This window comes from Streptomyces sp. NBC_00525 (genome assembly GCF_036346595.1).
GTDB lineage: Bacteria > Actinomycetota > Actinomycetes > Streptomycetales > Streptomycetaceae > Streptomyces.
This window is the reverse complement of sequence record NZ_CP107834.1, coordinates 3,460,338-3,475,614: the sequence shown is the minus strand read 5'-3', so window position 1 is coordinate 3,475,614 and position 15,277 is coordinate 3,460,338. Positions and strand designations below refer to the sequence as shown.

17 protein-coding genes are annotated in these 15,277 nt (G+C 72.3%); 5 read left to right on the top strand and 12 right to left on the bottom strand.

Annotated features, from left to right (window positions below):
- Positions 1-65: 65 nt before the first annotated feature.
- Positions 66-1,436 carry an alpha-lytic protease prodomain-containing protein gene (locus tag OG710_RS15265; RefSeq protein WP_330239820.1) on the bottom strand — a complete coding sequence of 457 codons (1,371 nt, stop codon included), beginning with the start codon at positions 1,434-1,436 and terminating at the stop codon, positions 66-68.
- A gap of 199 nt (positions 1,437-1,635) precedes the next feature.
- On the opposite strand from OG710_RS15265, the gene OG710_RS15260 reads away from it, so the two are divergent.
- Entirely contained in the window at positions 1,636-2,319 is a 684-nt protein-coding gene (locus tag OG710_RS15260; RefSeq protein ID WP_330239819.1) for a phosphotransferase, read from the top strand.
- Positions 2,320-2,343: 24 nt separating this feature from the next.
- Here OG710_RS15260 and OG710_RS15255 read toward each other — a convergent pair whose 3' ends face one another.
- Both OG710_RS15255 and OG710_RS15250 read right to left on the bottom strand, forming a co-directional pair.
- Positions 2,344-2,655: a hypothetical protein gene (locus OG710_RS15255; RefSeq protein WP_330239818.1), complete on the bottom strand. Its 312-nt coding sequence runs from the start codon at positions 2,653-2,655 to the stop codon at positions 2,344-2,346.
- 77 nt (positions 2,656-2,732) lie between these two features.
- A complete protein-coding gene (locus OG710_RS15250) occupies positions 2,733-2,966 on the bottom strand; it encodes a hypothetical protein (protein WP_330239817.1) in 234 nt (77 codons plus the stop codon).
- Between the two features lie 154 nt (positions 2,967-3,120).
- Between OG710_RS15250 and OG710_RS15245 the strand changes: the two genes are divergently transcribed.
- Positions 3,121-3,969 carry a helix-turn-helix domain-containing protein gene (locus OG710_RS15245; RefSeq protein WP_330239816.1) on the top strand — a complete coding sequence of 283 codons (849 nt, stop codon included), beginning with the start codon at positions 3,121-3,123 and terminating at the stop codon, positions 3,967-3,969.
- Complete coding sequence (locus OG710_RS15240; protein ID WP_330239815.1) at positions 3,944-4,156, top strand: DUF397 domain-containing protein; 213 nt, start codon at positions 3,944-3,946, stop codon at positions 4,154-4,156. The genes OG710_RS15245 and OG710_RS15240 overlap by 26 nt, the downstream gene beginning before the upstream one ends.
- A 102-nt stretch (positions 4,157-4,258) precedes the next feature.
- Here OG710_RS15240 and OG710_RS15235 read toward each other — a convergent pair whose 3' ends face one another.
- Together OG710_RS15235 and OG710_RS15230 are read right to left on the bottom strand one after the other, a co-directional pair.
- Positions 4,259-4,984 (bottom strand): GNAT family N-acetyltransferase, encoded by a 726-nt coding sequence (locus OG710_RS15235; RefSeq protein ID WP_330239814.1) that lies wholly within the window; start codon positions 4,982-4,984, stop codon positions 4,259-4,261.
- Between the two features lie 85 nt (positions 4,985-5,069).
- Complete coding sequence (locus tag OG710_RS15230) at positions 5,070-6,302, bottom strand: macrolide family glycosyltransferase (protein ID WP_330239813.1); 1,233 nt, start codon at positions 6,300-6,302, stop codon at positions 5,070-5,072.
- Between the two features lie 84 nt (positions 6,303-6,386).
- Here OG710_RS15230 and OG710_RS15225 point away from each other — a divergent pair, with 84 nt between their 5' ends.
- Together OG710_RS15225 and OG710_RS15220 are read left to right on the top strand one after the other, a co-directional pair.
- On the top strand, positions 6,387-6,833 hold the full coding sequence (locus tag OG710_RS15225; RefSeq protein WP_330239812.1) for a hypothetical protein: 447 nt from the start codon (positions 6,387-6,389) through the stop codon (positions 6,831-6,833).
- Positions 6,830-8,002, top strand: coding sequence for a beta-ketoacyl synthase N-terminal-like domain-containing protein (locus OG710_RS15220; RefSeq protein ID WP_330239811.1), 1,173 nt, complete (start codon positions 6,830-6,832; stop codon positions 8,000-8,002). The genes OG710_RS15225 and OG710_RS15220 overlap by 4 nt, the downstream gene beginning before the upstream one ends.
- Before the next feature lie 109 nt (positions 8,003-8,111).
- On the opposite strand, the gene OG710_RS15215 is transcribed toward OG710_RS15220, so the two are convergent.
- The 7 genes from OG710_RS15215 to fabF form a co-directional block, all read right to left on the bottom strand.
- A complete protein-coding gene (locus OG710_RS15215; protein ID WP_330239810.1) occupies positions 8,112-9,536 on the bottom strand; it encodes a class I adenylate-forming enzyme family protein in 1,425 nt (474 codons plus the stop codon).
- Positions 9,533-10,042, bottom strand: a complete 510-nt coding sequence (locus OG710_RS15210; RefSeq protein WP_330239809.1) for an FAS1-like dehydratase domain-containing protein — start codon at positions 10,040-10,042, stop codon at positions 9,533-9,535. Before OG710_RS15210 ends, OG710_RS15215 begins: the two co-directional genes overlap by 4 nt.
- Positions 10,042-10,812, bottom strand: a complete 771-nt coding sequence (gene fabI, locus OG710_RS15205) for an enoyl-ACP reductase FabI (RefSeq protein WP_330239808.1) — start codon at positions 10,810-10,812, stop codon at positions 10,042-10,044. The genes OG710_RS15210 and fabI overlap by 1 nt, the downstream gene beginning before the upstream one ends.
- A gap of 83 nt (positions 10,813-10,895) precedes the next feature.
- The gene (locus tag OG710_RS31315) at positions 10,896-10,982 is read right to left on the bottom strand and encodes a class III lanthipeptide (RefSeq protein WP_369276270.1); all 87 of its coding nucleotides are present in this window, start codon (positions 10,980-10,982) and stop codon (positions 10,896-10,898) included.
- A gap of 103 nt (positions 10,983-11,085) precedes the next feature.
- Positions 11,086-11,175, bottom strand: coding sequence for a class III lanthipeptide (locus OG710_RS15200; protein ID WP_330239807.1), 90 nt, complete (start codon positions 11,173-11,175; stop codon positions 11,086-11,088).
- Between the two features lie 89 nt (positions 11,176-11,264).
- A complete protein-coding gene (gene lanKC / locus OG710_RS15195) occupies positions 11,265-13,859 on the bottom strand; it encodes a class III lanthionine synthetase LanKC (protein WP_330239806.1) in 2,595 nt (864 codons plus the stop codon).
- Positions 13,856-15,151: a beta-ketoacyl-ACP synthase II gene (fabF, locus tag OG710_RS15190; protein ID WP_330239805.1), complete on the bottom strand. Its 1,296-nt coding sequence runs from the start codon at positions 15,149-15,151 to the stop codon at positions 13,856-13,858. The genes lanKC and fabF overlap by 4 nt, the downstream gene beginning before the upstream one ends.
- Between the last annotated feature and the right edge of the window lie 126 nt (positions 15,152-15,277).

Genomic DNA, 15,277 nt, shown 5'->3' with positions numbered 1-15,277 from the left:
TAATGAGGGGTTGTCGCCCGCGTCGCAGGGCCGGTGTCACAGCACCTGCGACGCGGAAGCGGGTGTTACAGCGCCTGCCAGAGGGCCGGAACGTTCGGCGGGGTCCAGCCGGGCTGCGCCAGGTGGCCCTGGAGGCAGCGGTAGCTCGCCGAGCCGTACGTCACGACGTCACCGGCCGCGTAGTTGGTGCCGACCGCCCAGGTGCCGCCGGGGTTCGGCGGGTCGGACGGGTCCGGCGGCGTGGTGGGGCCGCCGTTGGTCACCAGGGTCACGCCGTACGCCTGGAGCGCGGCGTTGATGGGCTGGAAGTACGTCACACCGCCCTGCGAGCAGTTGCCGGTGCCACCGGAGGTGACGCCCTGCGCCTGGCTGCCGGAGATGAACGAACCGCCGGAGTCACCGGGTTCGGCGCACACGTTGGTCCGGGTCACCGGGGTGACGGTGCCCTCCTGGTAGGTGACGCTGCTGTTGCGCTGCTGGATGGTGCCGCAGTGCCAGCCGGTCGTGGAGCCCGAGCGGCAGACGGACTGGCCCTCGATCGCCTCGGTGGAACCGGTGACCGTGACGTCGGCGTTGCCGTAGCCGTTCACCAGGGGACGCGGCGTCCAGTTGGAGTTGGTCGCGATCCAGGAGTAGTCGCGGCCGGGGAACGTCGAGCCCTGGAAGGAGCCCTGGGCCTGCTGGTTGTAGCCGCTCGTGCTGGTGCCGGGGCGGCCGCAGTGCCCGGCGCTGACGAAGCCGCTCTGGGTGCCGCGCTTGACGGGGAAGCCGATGGAGCAGCGGCCCGAGCCGTTCATGTAGTACGCGTCGCCGCCGCGCAGGTCCGCGAAGGTGCGGGGCTGCTCGGTGGAGTGCGCGATCTTCACCAGGGAGCGGTCCACCCCGGCCTTGGCGAGGAACGCCTCGGCGGCGGCGGTCTTGCCGGCCTGGACGACGACCCGGTTGGTGCTGACGTCCACGTACCAGGACGGGACGTTCGCGGGGGCCTTGCGCAGTGCGACCCGGTCCAGGGCCGCCTTGGCGGTGTTCAGCTCCGCCAGGCTGTGGTCGACGACCTCGGCGCGGGCGCCGGCCTTCGCGATGCGGGCGGCGTCCGCGGCGCTGGTGGTGGACACGGTCAGCTTGGCCGTGTCACCGGAGACACGGGCACCGGCGAAGTTGTCCCCGAGGGAGTACTTCAGTCCGGCGGTGACGGCGGTGGCCTGCGCCTCGTTGGCTATGCGGCTGCGGGCCTCGGATGCGGTCAGTCCGAGGTCCCGCTGCATGGCCTTGAGCAGACCCGGTGAGAGTTGGGCGGAGTCCGCCGCTTGGGTGGGGGCGTGGGGGGCGGGATCGGCGGACGCGGTGCCGGTCAGACCGGCGATCGCGAGCGCGCCGACGGCCACGGTGGCGGTACACGCGGCCAGGGCCCGTCTGCGGAGCATGGTTCTCTCCACGGAACTCTCCTTGTTCTGGGGATCGCTTCGGGGGGAAGCAGTGCGGGGGAATTCGCCGCCAAGGTAGCCGCGTACACGTCATCTTCAGGAGATCCCGTCCTCCCCATCGCATCGCGTTATGGGGCCCCCGCGAGCTGTGCCCGGGCGCCCCGCCGGGCCCGGCCTCCCCTCCTGCCCGGAGCCCGAGTAGGTTCCCTTCATGCACATAGGCCAACTGCTGGGCAGCGGACGCAACGCGGATGTGTACGAGCTGGACGAGGCATGGGTGCTGCGGCGTTACCGGGACGGTATGGACGCCGCCCGCGAACTCCCCGTGATGTCCTATCTGTCGGCCTCCGGCTATCCGGTGCCCCGCCTGGGCCCGCAGCCGCCGTCGGCCGGGCCCGGCGATCTGGTCCTCCAGCGGCTGTACGGGCCGACGATGCTGGAGTCCCTGATGTCCGGGGACGTCGGCGCCGAGGAGGGCGCCGAACTGCTGGCCGGCCTCCTCGCCGAGCTGCACACCGTCCCGGCCCGCCTCTCGCCCGACCCGGACGACCGCGTCCTGCACCTGGACCTGCACCCGGACAACGTGATGCTGACGGCTGACGGCCCCGTGGTGATCGACTGGAGCAACACCGAGGAGGGGGCGCCCGCCCTGGACCGGGCGATGTCGGCGCTGATCCTGGCCCAGGTCGCCGTGGACCCCGCTCACCCGGCGGCGCCCGGCGCCCGGCTGCTGGCCGGCGCGCTGGTCCCGCGCCTGGCCGCCGACGACGGCATCCCCGCCCACCACCTCGCCGAAGCGGCCACCCGCCGCACGCTCAACCCGATGATGTCCCCGTCCGAAACGGCCCTGATCACCGAAGCGACGGAACTGGTCGCCGCCCTGGCGGGCCGGTAGCGGCGGACCGGGGCCCTGTACGGGTCACAGATACAACTGGCGGCTGCACTCACGGCAGTGGGTCTTGCCCCTGCGGAGTTCGATCTGCCGGTGCTCGCAGGCTCCGGCCGCCTCTATCGCGTGGCGTCGGCGGGGCGGGGTACGGGGCGACCGCTCGGCGGCCGGGGCCGCGACGCCGTCCCGGACGTGGGCCTGGAGGCGGACCATGCGGGCCAGTTCCGCGACGCACGGGCCGCAGGCGTACACGTCGCCCGTCGCGCCCGGCGTGACCACGGCGCCGACCCACAGCACCGCGATCCCCTCACGCCGGCAGTACAGCCAGCACGTGCCCGTCACCCACGCGTTCCCGTCGCCGGCCTGTGCGGCCACGGGCCACGCGTCGCGCCACGGACGCTCGACGGCCGGAGGGAACATCACACCGCGCCGCCCGACCGGAGCGCCACAGCCAGTGCGCGGGCCGTGTCGATGTTGCACCGCCCCAGGTCGATCAGCGCCAGCGGGTTCGGCCCGGCGCACGAGATGGCGTCGATCCCCAGCGACGGCAGCTTCAGCCCCGCCGCGCCCAGCGCCTCGCGCAGCTCGTCCCGCGCCCGCTCGGCCTCCGCGACCTTCTCGTCCGCCGCCCGGTTCCAGTCGTTCGTCGTCATGCTGTCTCTCCCGTACGCCCTCATTGCGCCCGCTGCGCTCCGTGTGCGCCGCGTGCTCTCTGTTACCAATTACTCACACCATGACGCCGGAACCCGTACGCTCGATAGGTCCGCAGGCATTCCAACGCGCGGCGCATGGCGGGGAGTTGAACAGATGAGCGAACAGAGCGACCAGGAGCACGAGCCCGCGAACGGCGCGGCGTACTTCGGCGCGGAGGTCAGGGCGTTACGGGAGGCCCTGGCGTTGTCGCAAACGGGGCTCGCGGACCGGCTCCACTACCAGCAGGCGCAGGTCAGCAAGGTGGAGAACGGGGTCATGCTGGCCTCGGAGGCGTTCGCGCAGGCGATGGACCGCGTAGCGGGCACGCCGGGCACGTACGTCCGCCTCCGCACCAAGCTGAGCAAACTCGGTCACCCTGAGTGGTTCATCCCGTACATCCAACTGGAGAAGACGGCGACAAAGGTCGAGGACTATTCAAACGCGTTCGTCATGGGGATGTTGCAGACCCCGGAGTACGCGGAAGCCGTCTATCGAGCCGCGCATCCTCGGGAGTCGGACGCTCAGATCAAGCAGAGGGTCGAGATCCGGCTGCGCCGTCGCGAAATACTGGAACGCGAGAACCCGCCCCTCCTGTGGGTGATCCTGCACGAGTCCGTTCTCCGTACAGTCGTCGGCAGTTCCGCTGTCATGGTGGGCCAGCTGGAGCATCTGCTTGCGATGGCCGCCAATCCCCATGTCTCCCTGCAAGTACTGCCGTTCGCAGCAGGAGCTCCCTCATCCGAACTGGCGTTTATTCTGCTTACGCAAGCTGACGGGACAACAGTCCTGTACTCAGAAGCAGCAGGGCAGGGGCACGTGAACGACTCTGCGGCGACCGTTCAGGAGTGGACGGCCACGTACGAGCGGCTACGCGCTTCGGCCGAGTCAGAGGCCCGGTCACTGCGCCTTATCCACTCGATCATGAAGGAACACGCGAATGAGCAGCACCCCGGACCCTCGTGACATGCGTTGGGTCAGCAGCACCTACAGCGGCGGCCAGGGCGGAAACTGCGTCCAGTGGGCACCCGAACACGCTGTTGCAACCGGTGAGTTCCTGGTCCGCGACAGCAAGAACCCCAACGGCCCCCACCTGACCCTCTCCCCCACCGGCTTCACCACCCTCGTGAAGTACGCCAAGAACCACGCATAACCAAGCTCCCCACGACGACCCCGGGGAACTGTGGGCACAACCCGCCGCGCGCCCCACCGGCCACTACGGCCGGCGGGGCGCGCGCCTGTTCCGGCTCAGCACTCAGGTCGCGGCCATCGGCTCCTTCGCCGGGTGCTCGTCTCTCAGTCGCCCGTTTGCCGTCTCCTCGGCGACCCGCGCGAGCAGGAGGCGGGTGGAGGACTCGCCCTCCGTACCCGCGAGGTAGTCGGCCACGATGCGGCGGGCCTCGACCTTGTCGGACTCCGGTATCGCCTCCGGGAGCGTGAAGCCGGGCTCGGTGCGCTTGAGGTACTCCACGACGCCGTAGTACTCCTTACGCAGGAGGGACCAGATGACTGCGTCGTGGTGGCAGCCGTCGAGGTAGTAGTACTCGCGCAGGATGCCTTCGAGGACGAAGCCCGCGCGTGTGGCCAGCCGCAGCACGTTCTTGTTGTACATCGCGGTGGTGAACTGGACCCGGTGGGCACCGCGCGCGTGGAAGAGGTGGTCGAGCAGCAGATCGAACGCCTCCGCGCCGTACCCCTGGCTCCACAGCTCGGGGTCGCCAATGGCACCACCGATGACGTATCCGCCGACCGGCCCGTGCGCTCGGTAGTGGACAGCGCCGACCGTCTTGCCGTTCCGGTCATGGACGGAGAACTGCCTCAGTCCTCCGCTGTGGTCGAGGTTGCGGAAGTCCTCCGCCGAGACGGCCTCGCCCTCGGTCGCGGTCATGACGGCGACTACCGAGTCGGGGCCGAACCACTGGGCCATGAGTGCGTAGTCGTCCTGCGAGGGCCGTTCGAGCCGGACGAATTTACCCTTCATCACTGTCCTCTCGGGATTGCGGACGCCGTCGGCCGACGCGCGCCCGGACGGCTGCGGCGGACCCCGGCCCGGCGCAGCCGGGGTGTCAAGCGGTGCGCGTGACCGCCGGCGCACGGTGGGTCGCGAGCGACGACGGCCGGGCGGTGGCGGCGTACGCCTCGATGCGGTCCACGGCGGTGACGGCCCCGCCGGCGGCCGCCGCCTGCCTGCTCATCCGCTCCAGACCGGCCCGGACGCGCTCGTCTTCCGCGACGCCGAGGACGGCCTCGCGCAGTGCGGCGGCGGTCAGCTCGGCGGGGTCGAGCCGTACGCCCAGGTCGAGTTCGGCGATCCGCTCGGCCACGGCCCGCTGCTCCCCCATCTGGGGCAGGGCGACCATGGGGACACGGTGGACGACGGCCTCCATCACGCTGCCCATGCCCGCATGGGTGACGAAGGCGGATGCATGGGCGAGAACATCGAGTTGGGGCACGCGCGCGTGCATTTCGACATGGGGCGGCAGGGTGCCGACGGCGTCGGCGGCGACGCGGCCGCCGCCGGACAGCACGACCTGCCAGGGCAGGTCCGCCAATGCCTGCGCGCACAGCCGGAAGAACTCCGGCTGCTCGCTGTAGAGGGTGCCGAGCGAGACCAGCAGCACGGGCCTGCCGTCGCCCTTCGGCCGCCAGCCACCCTGGGCCCGGGCGCCGCTCAGACAGGGTCCGACGAAGGCGAAGCTGTCGTCGAAGGTCTCCCCCCGGTACTGGAACTCCCATGGCAGGCACACGAGGCGCAGCCCCTCCCCGTGCCTCAGGAACCGGCCCGCAGGGACGCCCGGCAGTCCGTGCCGGGCCAGCAGGGCGGGCAGTTCCCGGGCGAGGGCCACCGTGTCGGCCGTGACCATCCGGTCGCCGAGGAACTCGGCCTCCAGGGAGAAGTGCGCGTTGGAGACGAAGGAGGGCCACAGTTCGACGCCGGGCAGCTCCCAGGCCGCGGCAAGCACGCGCCCGGCCCAGGCCAGACCGTCGTAGACCACCATGTCCACCCCCTGCCGCCCGCCGGGGCGCCGCTCGGCCGCCTGGAGGGCGAGTTCGGTCTCGTGCAGGAGGTCCATCGACGACAGGCCGAACTCGTCGTCGGGCGGCGGGGTCTGCCCGTCGCCTTCGGGCAAGCGGTACGACAGCGGTCGGGCACCGGCGCGTGCGACAGACTCCGCGTGCTCCTCGGCCACGACGTAGTCGACCCGGTGGCCGCGGCGGGTGAGCTCCTCGACCACGGCCAGTGTCGGGTTCACATGACCGTGCCCTGCGATGCTCACGAACAGCAGCTGCAGCGACATACCCACCCACCTTCTTGACAATTCATGACTGCAACTTACTGTACTTGACATGCTCTGTGTCGAAGACTTGCAAGGCAGGGACAGATGACGGTGACGCGGCGGTACGAGGCGAAGTCCGGTCCCGGAGAACCGCATCCGACCCCGGCGACAGCGGTGGACTCGGTCCTGACACGGGCGTTCGGTGCGCTGCCGGAGGCCGTACGGGCCGATGCGCCGCTGTATGTACTGTGCGGGGACTACGGCCGGTTCGCGGCCCACCGGTTCGTCGCCCGCTGCCATGACTCGCGACGACTGCGCCCTTCGGACTCGATCGCCCTGGAAGCGGCCGAGCTGATCCGTCCCCGCGCCGAGGCCGCCGGGCACCGCGGCGCCTGCTATCTGCTGGACGGGGACGCCGCCTGGGCCGCGCTCGCCACAGCCCTCGCGAGGGGGACCGGGCCGGCCGTCGAGTGCCGGATCGCCCTGATCGACGACACTCCGGCGCAGGCCGGCTGGCTGGTGTCCGCCACCGTGCGGGGAGAGGTCGTATGACCGGGCAACGCGTGGTGATCAGCGGCATGGGACTCGTCACCCCGCTGGGTACCGGTGTCGGCACGTTCTGGTCCGGGCTGGTGGCCGGAGACACCGCTCTGCGGCCCGCGCGGCGCTTCGCCTCCGCCGAGTACGAGGGCGAGCCGGTGGGCGAGGTTCCCGGACTGCCCGGCCCGGCCGACGGCCCCCGCAAACAGCACTTCACGCTGGCCGCCGTCGAGGAGGCCCTCACCGCCGCCCGGCTCCCGGCCCTGCCTCCCGGCTCCCTGGTGCTCCTCGTCGGCCAGGCGCGGGGTCCGCTGCCCGGCCGGAATCCTCAGCTCGACGGCGAGGAGACCGAGTTCTTCGGCCCGCCCGACGGATTCCTCGATGCCCCCGGCGGACCGCTCGGTGGGCGGGACGGCAAGCGGTCGGCGGCCGACGCCCAGGTTCTCCATCTGTCGCACGCCTGCGCCTCCGCCGCCTTCGCGGTGGGCCTCGCCCGGACCACGCTGCGGGCCGGTGCGGCTCCTGCGGTCCTGGTGGCGGGTGCCTCCGTGCTCAACCGTTACGAGTACGCCAGTATGCGCGTCGTGCGAGCTGTGGCCCGCGGTGCCGCCCGCCCCTTCGACAGCGGTCGGGCGGGCATCTCGCTCGGTGAGGGCGGCGGCGCACTCCTGCTCGAATCGGCGTCCGCCGCACGCGCGCGCGGCCTGTCCGCCGATCTGACGGTGGCCGGCGTCTGCTGCCGGGTGGCGGGCGAGAAGCCGGCGGCCTCCTCCGCCGAGGTGGTCACCGACTGCCTGCGCGCCGCGCTGCGCGACGCCGACGCGGACCGGCTGGACCATGTACACGCTCACGCCACGGGAACGCCCCAGGGCGACGCGGCCGAGCTGCGGGCCATCGAGGCCGTCGCCGCGGAGCTGGACTCACCGACCGTACCGGTCAGTTCGCACAAGGGCGCCATCGGGCATCTGCTGCATGTCTCCGCCGTACCGGCGATCGCGGCCGCGGCGCTGGCCCTGCGCACAGGCACCGCCCCGCCCACCGCCGGACTGGTCCGGCCGGAACCCACCGAGCGCGTACACCTGCCGCTGCACGCACAGCCGCTGCACGGCGCACGGCTCGCCGCTGTCAACAGCTTCGGGTTCGGCGGCAACAACGCGTCCGTGGTGCTACGGCGGCACTGACGTAGGGATGCTCGGCAATGTGACAATCGGCTTCAGGAAGCCCGATGAGGCCGGGTGATGATCATCCGGTCCCTCATGGGCCTCCTGTCGCCCTACCCCGGCACAGCGCCTAGCCCACGCCGATCAACGCGCCCAGGGCGGCGGTGTCCACCTTGCCGTTGGTACCGAGCGGGAATTCACGGATCACGTGCACCGAGTTGGGCTGCTCGTAGTCCGCGAGGTGCGGGGCGAGGCGGCGGCGCCAGTCGCGCGGCTCACCGCCGTCGGGGTCGGCGACGACGAAGTGGAGGGAGGCGCCACGGCGCACGTCCTGGGCGGCCACCACCTTCACCGGCCGACCGCAGAGCTCGGCCTTGCGCTCCAGGCTCTCGGGATAGAGCGTGAAGCCGAGCCGGTGCACGGCACGGTTGCGACCGTGCACGTGCAGATTGCCCTCCGCGTCCAGATGCCCCAGGTCGGCGGTCGGGTACCACCCGGTGTCGACGACCGGGTCAAGGGCGCCGTCGGCAGCGAGGTAGCACTCCATCAGTCCCGGCGAGCGGACCTCGATCTCGCCCGGCTCGCCGGGCCGGGCGAGCGTCCCGTCCGGCCGTACGACCCGCAGGCCGACCCCCGGAAGCGCCCGGCCGCAGCCGACCGGGAACTCGGGGGTGGCCAGCGCCACGTTGCCGAGTTCGGTGAGGCCGTAGCCGTCGAGCAGGGGGCGTCCCATGGTCTCCCGGAAGGTATCGGCGAGCGGTCGGGGCAGGGGTGCTCCGCCCACTCCCCAGATACGCACCCCGGCGAGTCCGGCGCGGACGTCGGGCCTGCGGCGTACCACTTGAAGCAGGGTGTGGTAGGTCGAGGGCGCCGCGTCCACCGCCGTCGCCCCGCCGGCGGCGGCCTGGCCGACGGCGAGGTCGAGGCGCTGGTACGGGGTGATCAGGAGGGTGCAGCGGGCGAGCCACCACACCAGGACGACGGACAGGCCGTACTGGTGGGAGAACGGCAGCAGTGGCGCGAGGACGTCGTCGGGCCGGTACCCCATGGCCTCGATGGTGCGCAGCGTGTTGTCGCGGACGGCGGGTCCTGACTTGACGATCCCCTTGGGACGGCCGGTCGTGCCCGAGGACGACAGCACCAGGGCGTCACGACGGCGGAACCACGGCTCAAGGTCGATGTCCGCCGCAGCGGACGCGTCCTCGGCCTGAGCGGCGGCCAGGACCTGCGGAGCGAGTACCCGCTCGGCCGGAATCCGGTCCGGGCGGGTGCCGTCGCCGACCAGCCAGCGCGCGTCGCATCGCGCGGCCATGGCGCTCACGTCGGCCGGAGAGGTGCGGTGGTCCACGGGGACGAGGGACGTGTCGAGGTGGACCAGGGCGAGCAGCGTCACGACGTAGTCGAGCGAGTTGTCCCCCCTGACCAGCACCCTGTCGCCGGACCGGACGCCGCGTCCGCGCAGGGCCCGGGACGCCCCGGCCACCCGTCGCAGCAGTGCGTCGCCGTGCAGCGCGGTCTCCGCGTCACGCATCCTGGGCGACGCTGTCCAAGTCATTCCAACTCCTCCTGTGCTTCTGTGTCGGTGCCGTGTCGGTGGCCGCGGGCGGGCCGGGCGTCCGCCGGCAGCAGCAGGGTCGCGTCGAGGACACCGACCGGCGCCCCCTCCGCATCCCGGAACTCCGTCGTCACCGTCACCGCCCGGCGCCCGGCGACGGGGCCCGACTGTCGGAGGCGTACGACTGGATGCAGCACGTCGCCGGCCCGGACCGGTCGGTACAGCCGGATGCGCTGCTCGCGATGGACGAGTCCGTCCGGGGCGATACCGGCCCGGCGCAGCAGCATGTCCTCCACCCGCGCGGCGGGCACGGTCAGGAACGTCGGCGGGGCCAGAAGGCCGGGATGCCCGAGTGCCCGGGCAGCCTCCTCGTCGTGACATGCGGCACCGGTCTCGCCGACCGCCGCCGCGAACTCCCGTATCTTCTCGGCCTCGACGTCGTAGGGCGACGAGGCCAGAACCGCGTCCCCGGGGCGGGCGGCCCGGGTTCCGGGTGTGGCGTCCATCAGGCGCCGATCACGTGATGACCGCCGTCGGCGTGGACGATCTCGCCGGTGGTGGCCGGCATCCAGTCGGAGAGCAGGGCCACACAGGTGCGGGCGACGGGCCCGGCGTCGGCGGGATTCCACCCGAGCGGTGCCGTGCGGGCCCAGTCGTCCTCGAACGCGGAGCCGTCACCGCCGATACCGCGGGCTGCGAGAGTACGCAGCGGCCCCGCCGCGACGAGGTTGACCCGGATACCGTCCGGGCCCAGGTGACGGGCCAGGTAGCGGCTGGTGGCCTCCAGGCCGGCCTTGGCAACGCCCATCCAGTCGTAGTCGGGCCACGTCCGGGACGCGTCGAAGTCCAGGCCGACCACCGAGGCGCCGGGGCGCAGCAGCGGCCTGCAGCCGGCGACCAGCGCCTTCAGGGAGTAGGTGGAGGTGTGCAGGGCGGCGGAGACATCGGACCAGGGCGCGTCGACGAAGGTGCCGCCGAGGCAGCCTTCCGGAGCGTGGGCGATGGAGTGCAGGATGCCGTCGACCCCGTCCATGTGCTCTCCCAGCCGGTCGGCGAGCGAGTCCAGATGCGTGGCGTCGGTGACGTCGAGCTCCACGACGGGGGGTTCCTGCGGTAGTCGGCGGGCCAGGCGCCTGACCAGGGTCGGCCGGCCGTAGGCGGTCAGAACGACGGTGGCGCCCTGTTCCTGGGCCAGCCTGGCCACGGAGAAGGCGATGGAGCTCTCGCTGATAATGCCGGTGACGACCAGTCTTCTGCCGGCAAGCAGCCCGCTCATCCCGTCCTCCTCATCGGTCGGTGGTGTTCATGGGTGGGCACCGGTGCACGCCGCGGCGTGCACCGGTGCCGGCCTCACAGCGCTCAGCAGTGGTTGCTGGCGGTGCTCACGGCCAGAGCGGCCTCCTCGGCCGGGACCTCAAGGCCCTGCAGTTCGAGAACGATCGACATATGTGTTTCCTCCTCTCGGATGCTCGGATCTCATGGGACCGGTCACCGGTATCGGCGACCGGAGTTCGGGGCGGCGCTGGGCTGCTGCCCGGCCGTCTGTGTCTCAGAGGCAGTGGTTGCTGGCGCTGCTGACGACCAGAGCGGCTTCCTCGGCCGGAACCTCAAGGCCCTGCAGTTCGAGAACGATCGACATATGCGTTTCCTCCTCTGTGGGGGTTGCTGGTGCGGCTACCGGCCACCGGGCGGTAGCCGGGGTTCCGGGGGCGGAGCCCGCCGATGCGGCTACCGGGGGCCCGCCAGGAAAGGCAGGAAGTCCCGGTGCCCGTCGAGCGCCGCGGCCACGGCAAGCAGCACGCCCGCCGTGCCGGTGGCCAGGTCCATGGACAGCCGTCGCAGCTGCTCGCCCGGGAAGGCGAGGTGGCCGCGGTAGGACATCGCGTGCCAGTGGAGCCGCGACAGGTGGCGGGCGACCAGGGGGTCGTGGCCGACGACCGCCGGTTCGCGGCAGGCTGTGCCGGAGCTCAGGGCGGCAAGCGTGGCGAGCAATCCCGCGCGGCCCGCGAAAAGGTGCGGTTCGATGGTGAACTCCGGCTCGGCGGCGCGGGCGATGGCCGGCAGCGCCCCGGCGATCCGCTCGTCGGCGCGGTGGGCGAGCAGTTGGTCGGCCACGAGGGCGATGCCCGCGCTCCCCACGTCCAGGTACGGCAGCAGCCGGAAGCCGCCGTCCACCTGGAGGGAGCCGTCGTCGGCGGGCGCGCACAGGTCGAGGTCGAGGTGCAGTGCCCGGACCGCGAGGTCGAGGTGGACGCGGTCCGCGGTCTCCTCGTACAGCCGCAGGTAGAACAGCGCCGGTCCGGACCAGCCGTGCAGCAGCCCCGCGTGGGAGCCGCGGCCCGGCCCGGCGGTGATCCCCGGGGCCTGTCCGGCCCGCACGTTCTCGGCCAGCCGGGCGGCCGTCTCCAGCGCCAGGTCGCGCAGGTCGGCGCGGCCCGTGGTGTGCGCCAGGCCGAGCTGGGTGAGGCCGACCCCGGCGAGCCCGCCGTACAGGCTGGTCGCCCGCATCGCGGCCACGGCCGCACGGCAGTCGTCGGCCAGCCGGAGCGCCTCGTCGACATGCCCGAACCCGGCGAGTACATGGGCGACTCCATGGGCGCCGTCCAGCAGGCCGGCCCGCTGCGGCGGGCTGCTGCGCACCGCGCGCAGCAGCCATTCCTCGTGCTGCGGGTGGCGTCCGGCACCGGCCCGGTCCAGGGCCCAGAGCACACCGGCGGCGCCGTACGCCAGGTTGAGACCGTCGGTGTGGAACTGGCGGACGCTTCCGGGGAAGAGGCGGTCGGTACGCTCCGGCGTGGCGGAGAGCAGCACCGCTTCGGCCATCGACCTGCGCGCCGCCGCCCAGTCGGGGGCCGGCGCGGCCAGGTCCGTCGCGGCGGGGGTCCGCAGTGCCTCGGGCGTGCGGTCCGGACCGGCGGGGGCCAGTTCGCGGCGCAGCGGGTCGAGGCTGCCCGGGGTCAGGCCGAACCGGTGCTCGGCGACGTCCGCGTACCGGGATGCCCTGCCGGGGTCCAGCTCCGAGAGGTTGGTGAGCGGGAACAGCAGCCACAGGCGCAGGGCGGCGAGCGCGTGCCGGTCGATGGCGGTGCCGGTGCGGCCGGTGCCGGCGAATCCGGGGTGTCCCAGGCCGAGCCGGTCGGCCTCCTCGACGGGGAAGGCGAGTTCGAAGTCGACCAGGTGGACCCGGTCGTCCTCGTCGACGAGGATGTTGGCCGGGTGGAGGTCGCCGAAGACGAGGCCGCGGCCGTGCACGGCCCGCACGATCCGCTCGACGCGGTCGGCCAGTGCCGCGGCCCGGCGGGCATACGTGTCGAGCTCTTCCTGGGTGGAACCGGCCCTGACCAAGGGGTAGTTGCGGGCGAGCCAGGTCTGCAGGGTGTCACCGGGCAGGTGCTCGACGGCCAGGAAGTGGTGCTCCCAGACGGTGCGGTGCTCGTACAGCTCGGGCACTCCGGGCAGACCCGCGAGGCGTTCCAGGGCCCGCCGCTCCCGGGCGAGCCGGACGACCGCGTCGTCACCCCGGCCGTCGAGCCCGGCATGCGGACGGGCCTCTTTGAGGATGACCTGTCGTCCGGCCGTGTCCCGGGCGAGGTAGACGCCGCCGGCGTTGGAGAAGTGCAGCGCGCGCTCCACACGGTAGGGGAACTCCTCCGCTCCGCCGGAGCGGGCGGCCATCAGTTCACCGAGGAACGCCGGCGGGGTCACCCAGTCCGGCACCTCGAACACCGGGCGGCGGCTGTCCGGCACCAGGGTGCCGTCCGGGCGCCGTACGGCGAGCACCGAGGTGCCGTCCTCGGTCGGGCAGTAGCGGGCGACGAAACCGCCGTAGCGCACGTGCAGCGGGCCGTCGCCCCACCGCAGGTCGGTCAGGATGTACGGGCCGGGCTCACCGTCCAGGGTCTTGCCGAGCTCCTCCAGCGTGCGCAGCAGCTCGTCCTCGTCGCAGGGGTAGATGGTGACGAGCTTGCCGCTGGCGGAGCGCGGCGCGTACTTGAGGCTGTGGGTGGTGAGCACGCTGCGGCTGCGCAGGAACTTGAACGGGATGCCCCGCTCCAGGCAGTGGTCCGCGGTCAGGTCCACGACGCGCCCGGCATTGTCCGGCAGCGCCGAGACGTGGATCTTCCAGCCCTGTTCGGGCAGGCGGTGCCCCGTCGGGGTGTACATCACCCAGACGTCGTGGTCGCCGCGCCGCCAGCCGTCCGGCACGGGAGCGGTGGTGCGGGGGAAGACCGTGTCGTCGTGTGCGTCATGGCGGCCGGCGAGGTCGTAGAAGACCGGATCGGCCTGGCAGTACGGTTCGGGCTGGGGTCGGGTCGCCGTCATGCCTGCTGTCCCCCCGGTGCCTGGGCGTCGGCGGAGGGCCGGGAGCGGACCACCAGTACGGCGTTGTGGCCGCCGAAGCCGAACGAGTTGCTCATGATCACCTGTGTGGGGTGCCGGCGCGCCCGGTGCGGGACGTAGTCGAGGTCCCGGTCCTCCGGGTCGTCGCAGTTGAGGGTCGGTGGAACGACGCCGGTGCGCAGGGTCTGCACGGCCGCGATCAGCTCCACCGCTCCGGCGGCGCCGATCATGTGGCCTGTCATCGACTTCAGGGAGCTGATCGGAACCCGCCGGGCGTGCTCCCCGAGGACCGCCCGGATCGCGGCGCTCTCGATCCGGTCGTTGAGCGGGGTGCCCGTGCCATGCGCGGAGATGTGGTCGATGTCGTGCGCGGCGACTGCGGCGTCGGCCAGCGCGTCGGTCATGGCGCGGCAGGCGGCGGCGCCCTCCGGGTGGGGGTGGGTGGAGTGGTACGCGTCGCTGGTGGCGCCGTAGCCGGCCACTTCGGCCAGCACTGTGGCGCCGCGGGCCAGCGCGACCTCCTCGGCCTCCAGGACGAGCACTCCGGCGCCGGCGCCCATGACGAACCCGTCACGAGCCCGGTCGAAAGGACGGCTGACGAGCTCGGGGGCGTCGTCGCGGCGGGAGAGCGCACCGGCGTTGGCCGCGGCGGAGAGGTCGAGGGGGTTCACGGCGTCGTCGGCGCCGCCCGCGATCACCACATCGGCGTATCCGTGCCGGATCATCCGCATCGCGTCACCGACGCACGTCGTGCCGGTCGCGCAGGCCGTGGCCGTCGCCCCGGACATGCCGCGGGCGCCGAATCGTACGGCGATCTCGCCGGCCGCGCTGTCCAGCGCCCCGCCCGTCGCCAGATAGGGGTTCACCCGGCGGCGCCCGCGCTCGCGCAGGTCGAACGCCGCGGCCTGCACGAGGCTGCCGGGGCCGTAGCCGGAGCCGAGGAGCACGGCGGTCCGGTCGGCGAGCCCGTCGGTGAGGTCGAGCGCGGCCTGCCGTACCGCCTCCTCGGTGGCGGCGAGCGCGAACTGGGCGAAACGGTCCAGACGGCGTGCCACCCGGTTGGGCATGTGGGCGCGCGGGTCGAATCCGGTGATCTGCCCCGCGAAGCGGGTCGGCAGCAGGGACTCGTCGAAGCCGGTGATGGCGCGGATGCCGCTGGTGCCCGCCGCGGCCGCGGCCCAGAACTCCTCGACGCTGTGGCCGATCGGGGAGATCACACCGCAGCCGGTGATCACTACCCGTCTGCCGTCTTGGCGTGGCCCGGTGGCCGTCATGCCTGCCTCCCCTGCTCAACATGGTTCCCCGGCAGCAACGGTCCGCTGCCGGTCCAGAGCTTTGCACGCCCACACCCACAGAGTCAATTTTCTCGACTCATTGATGACTGATGACATGACTGCAGT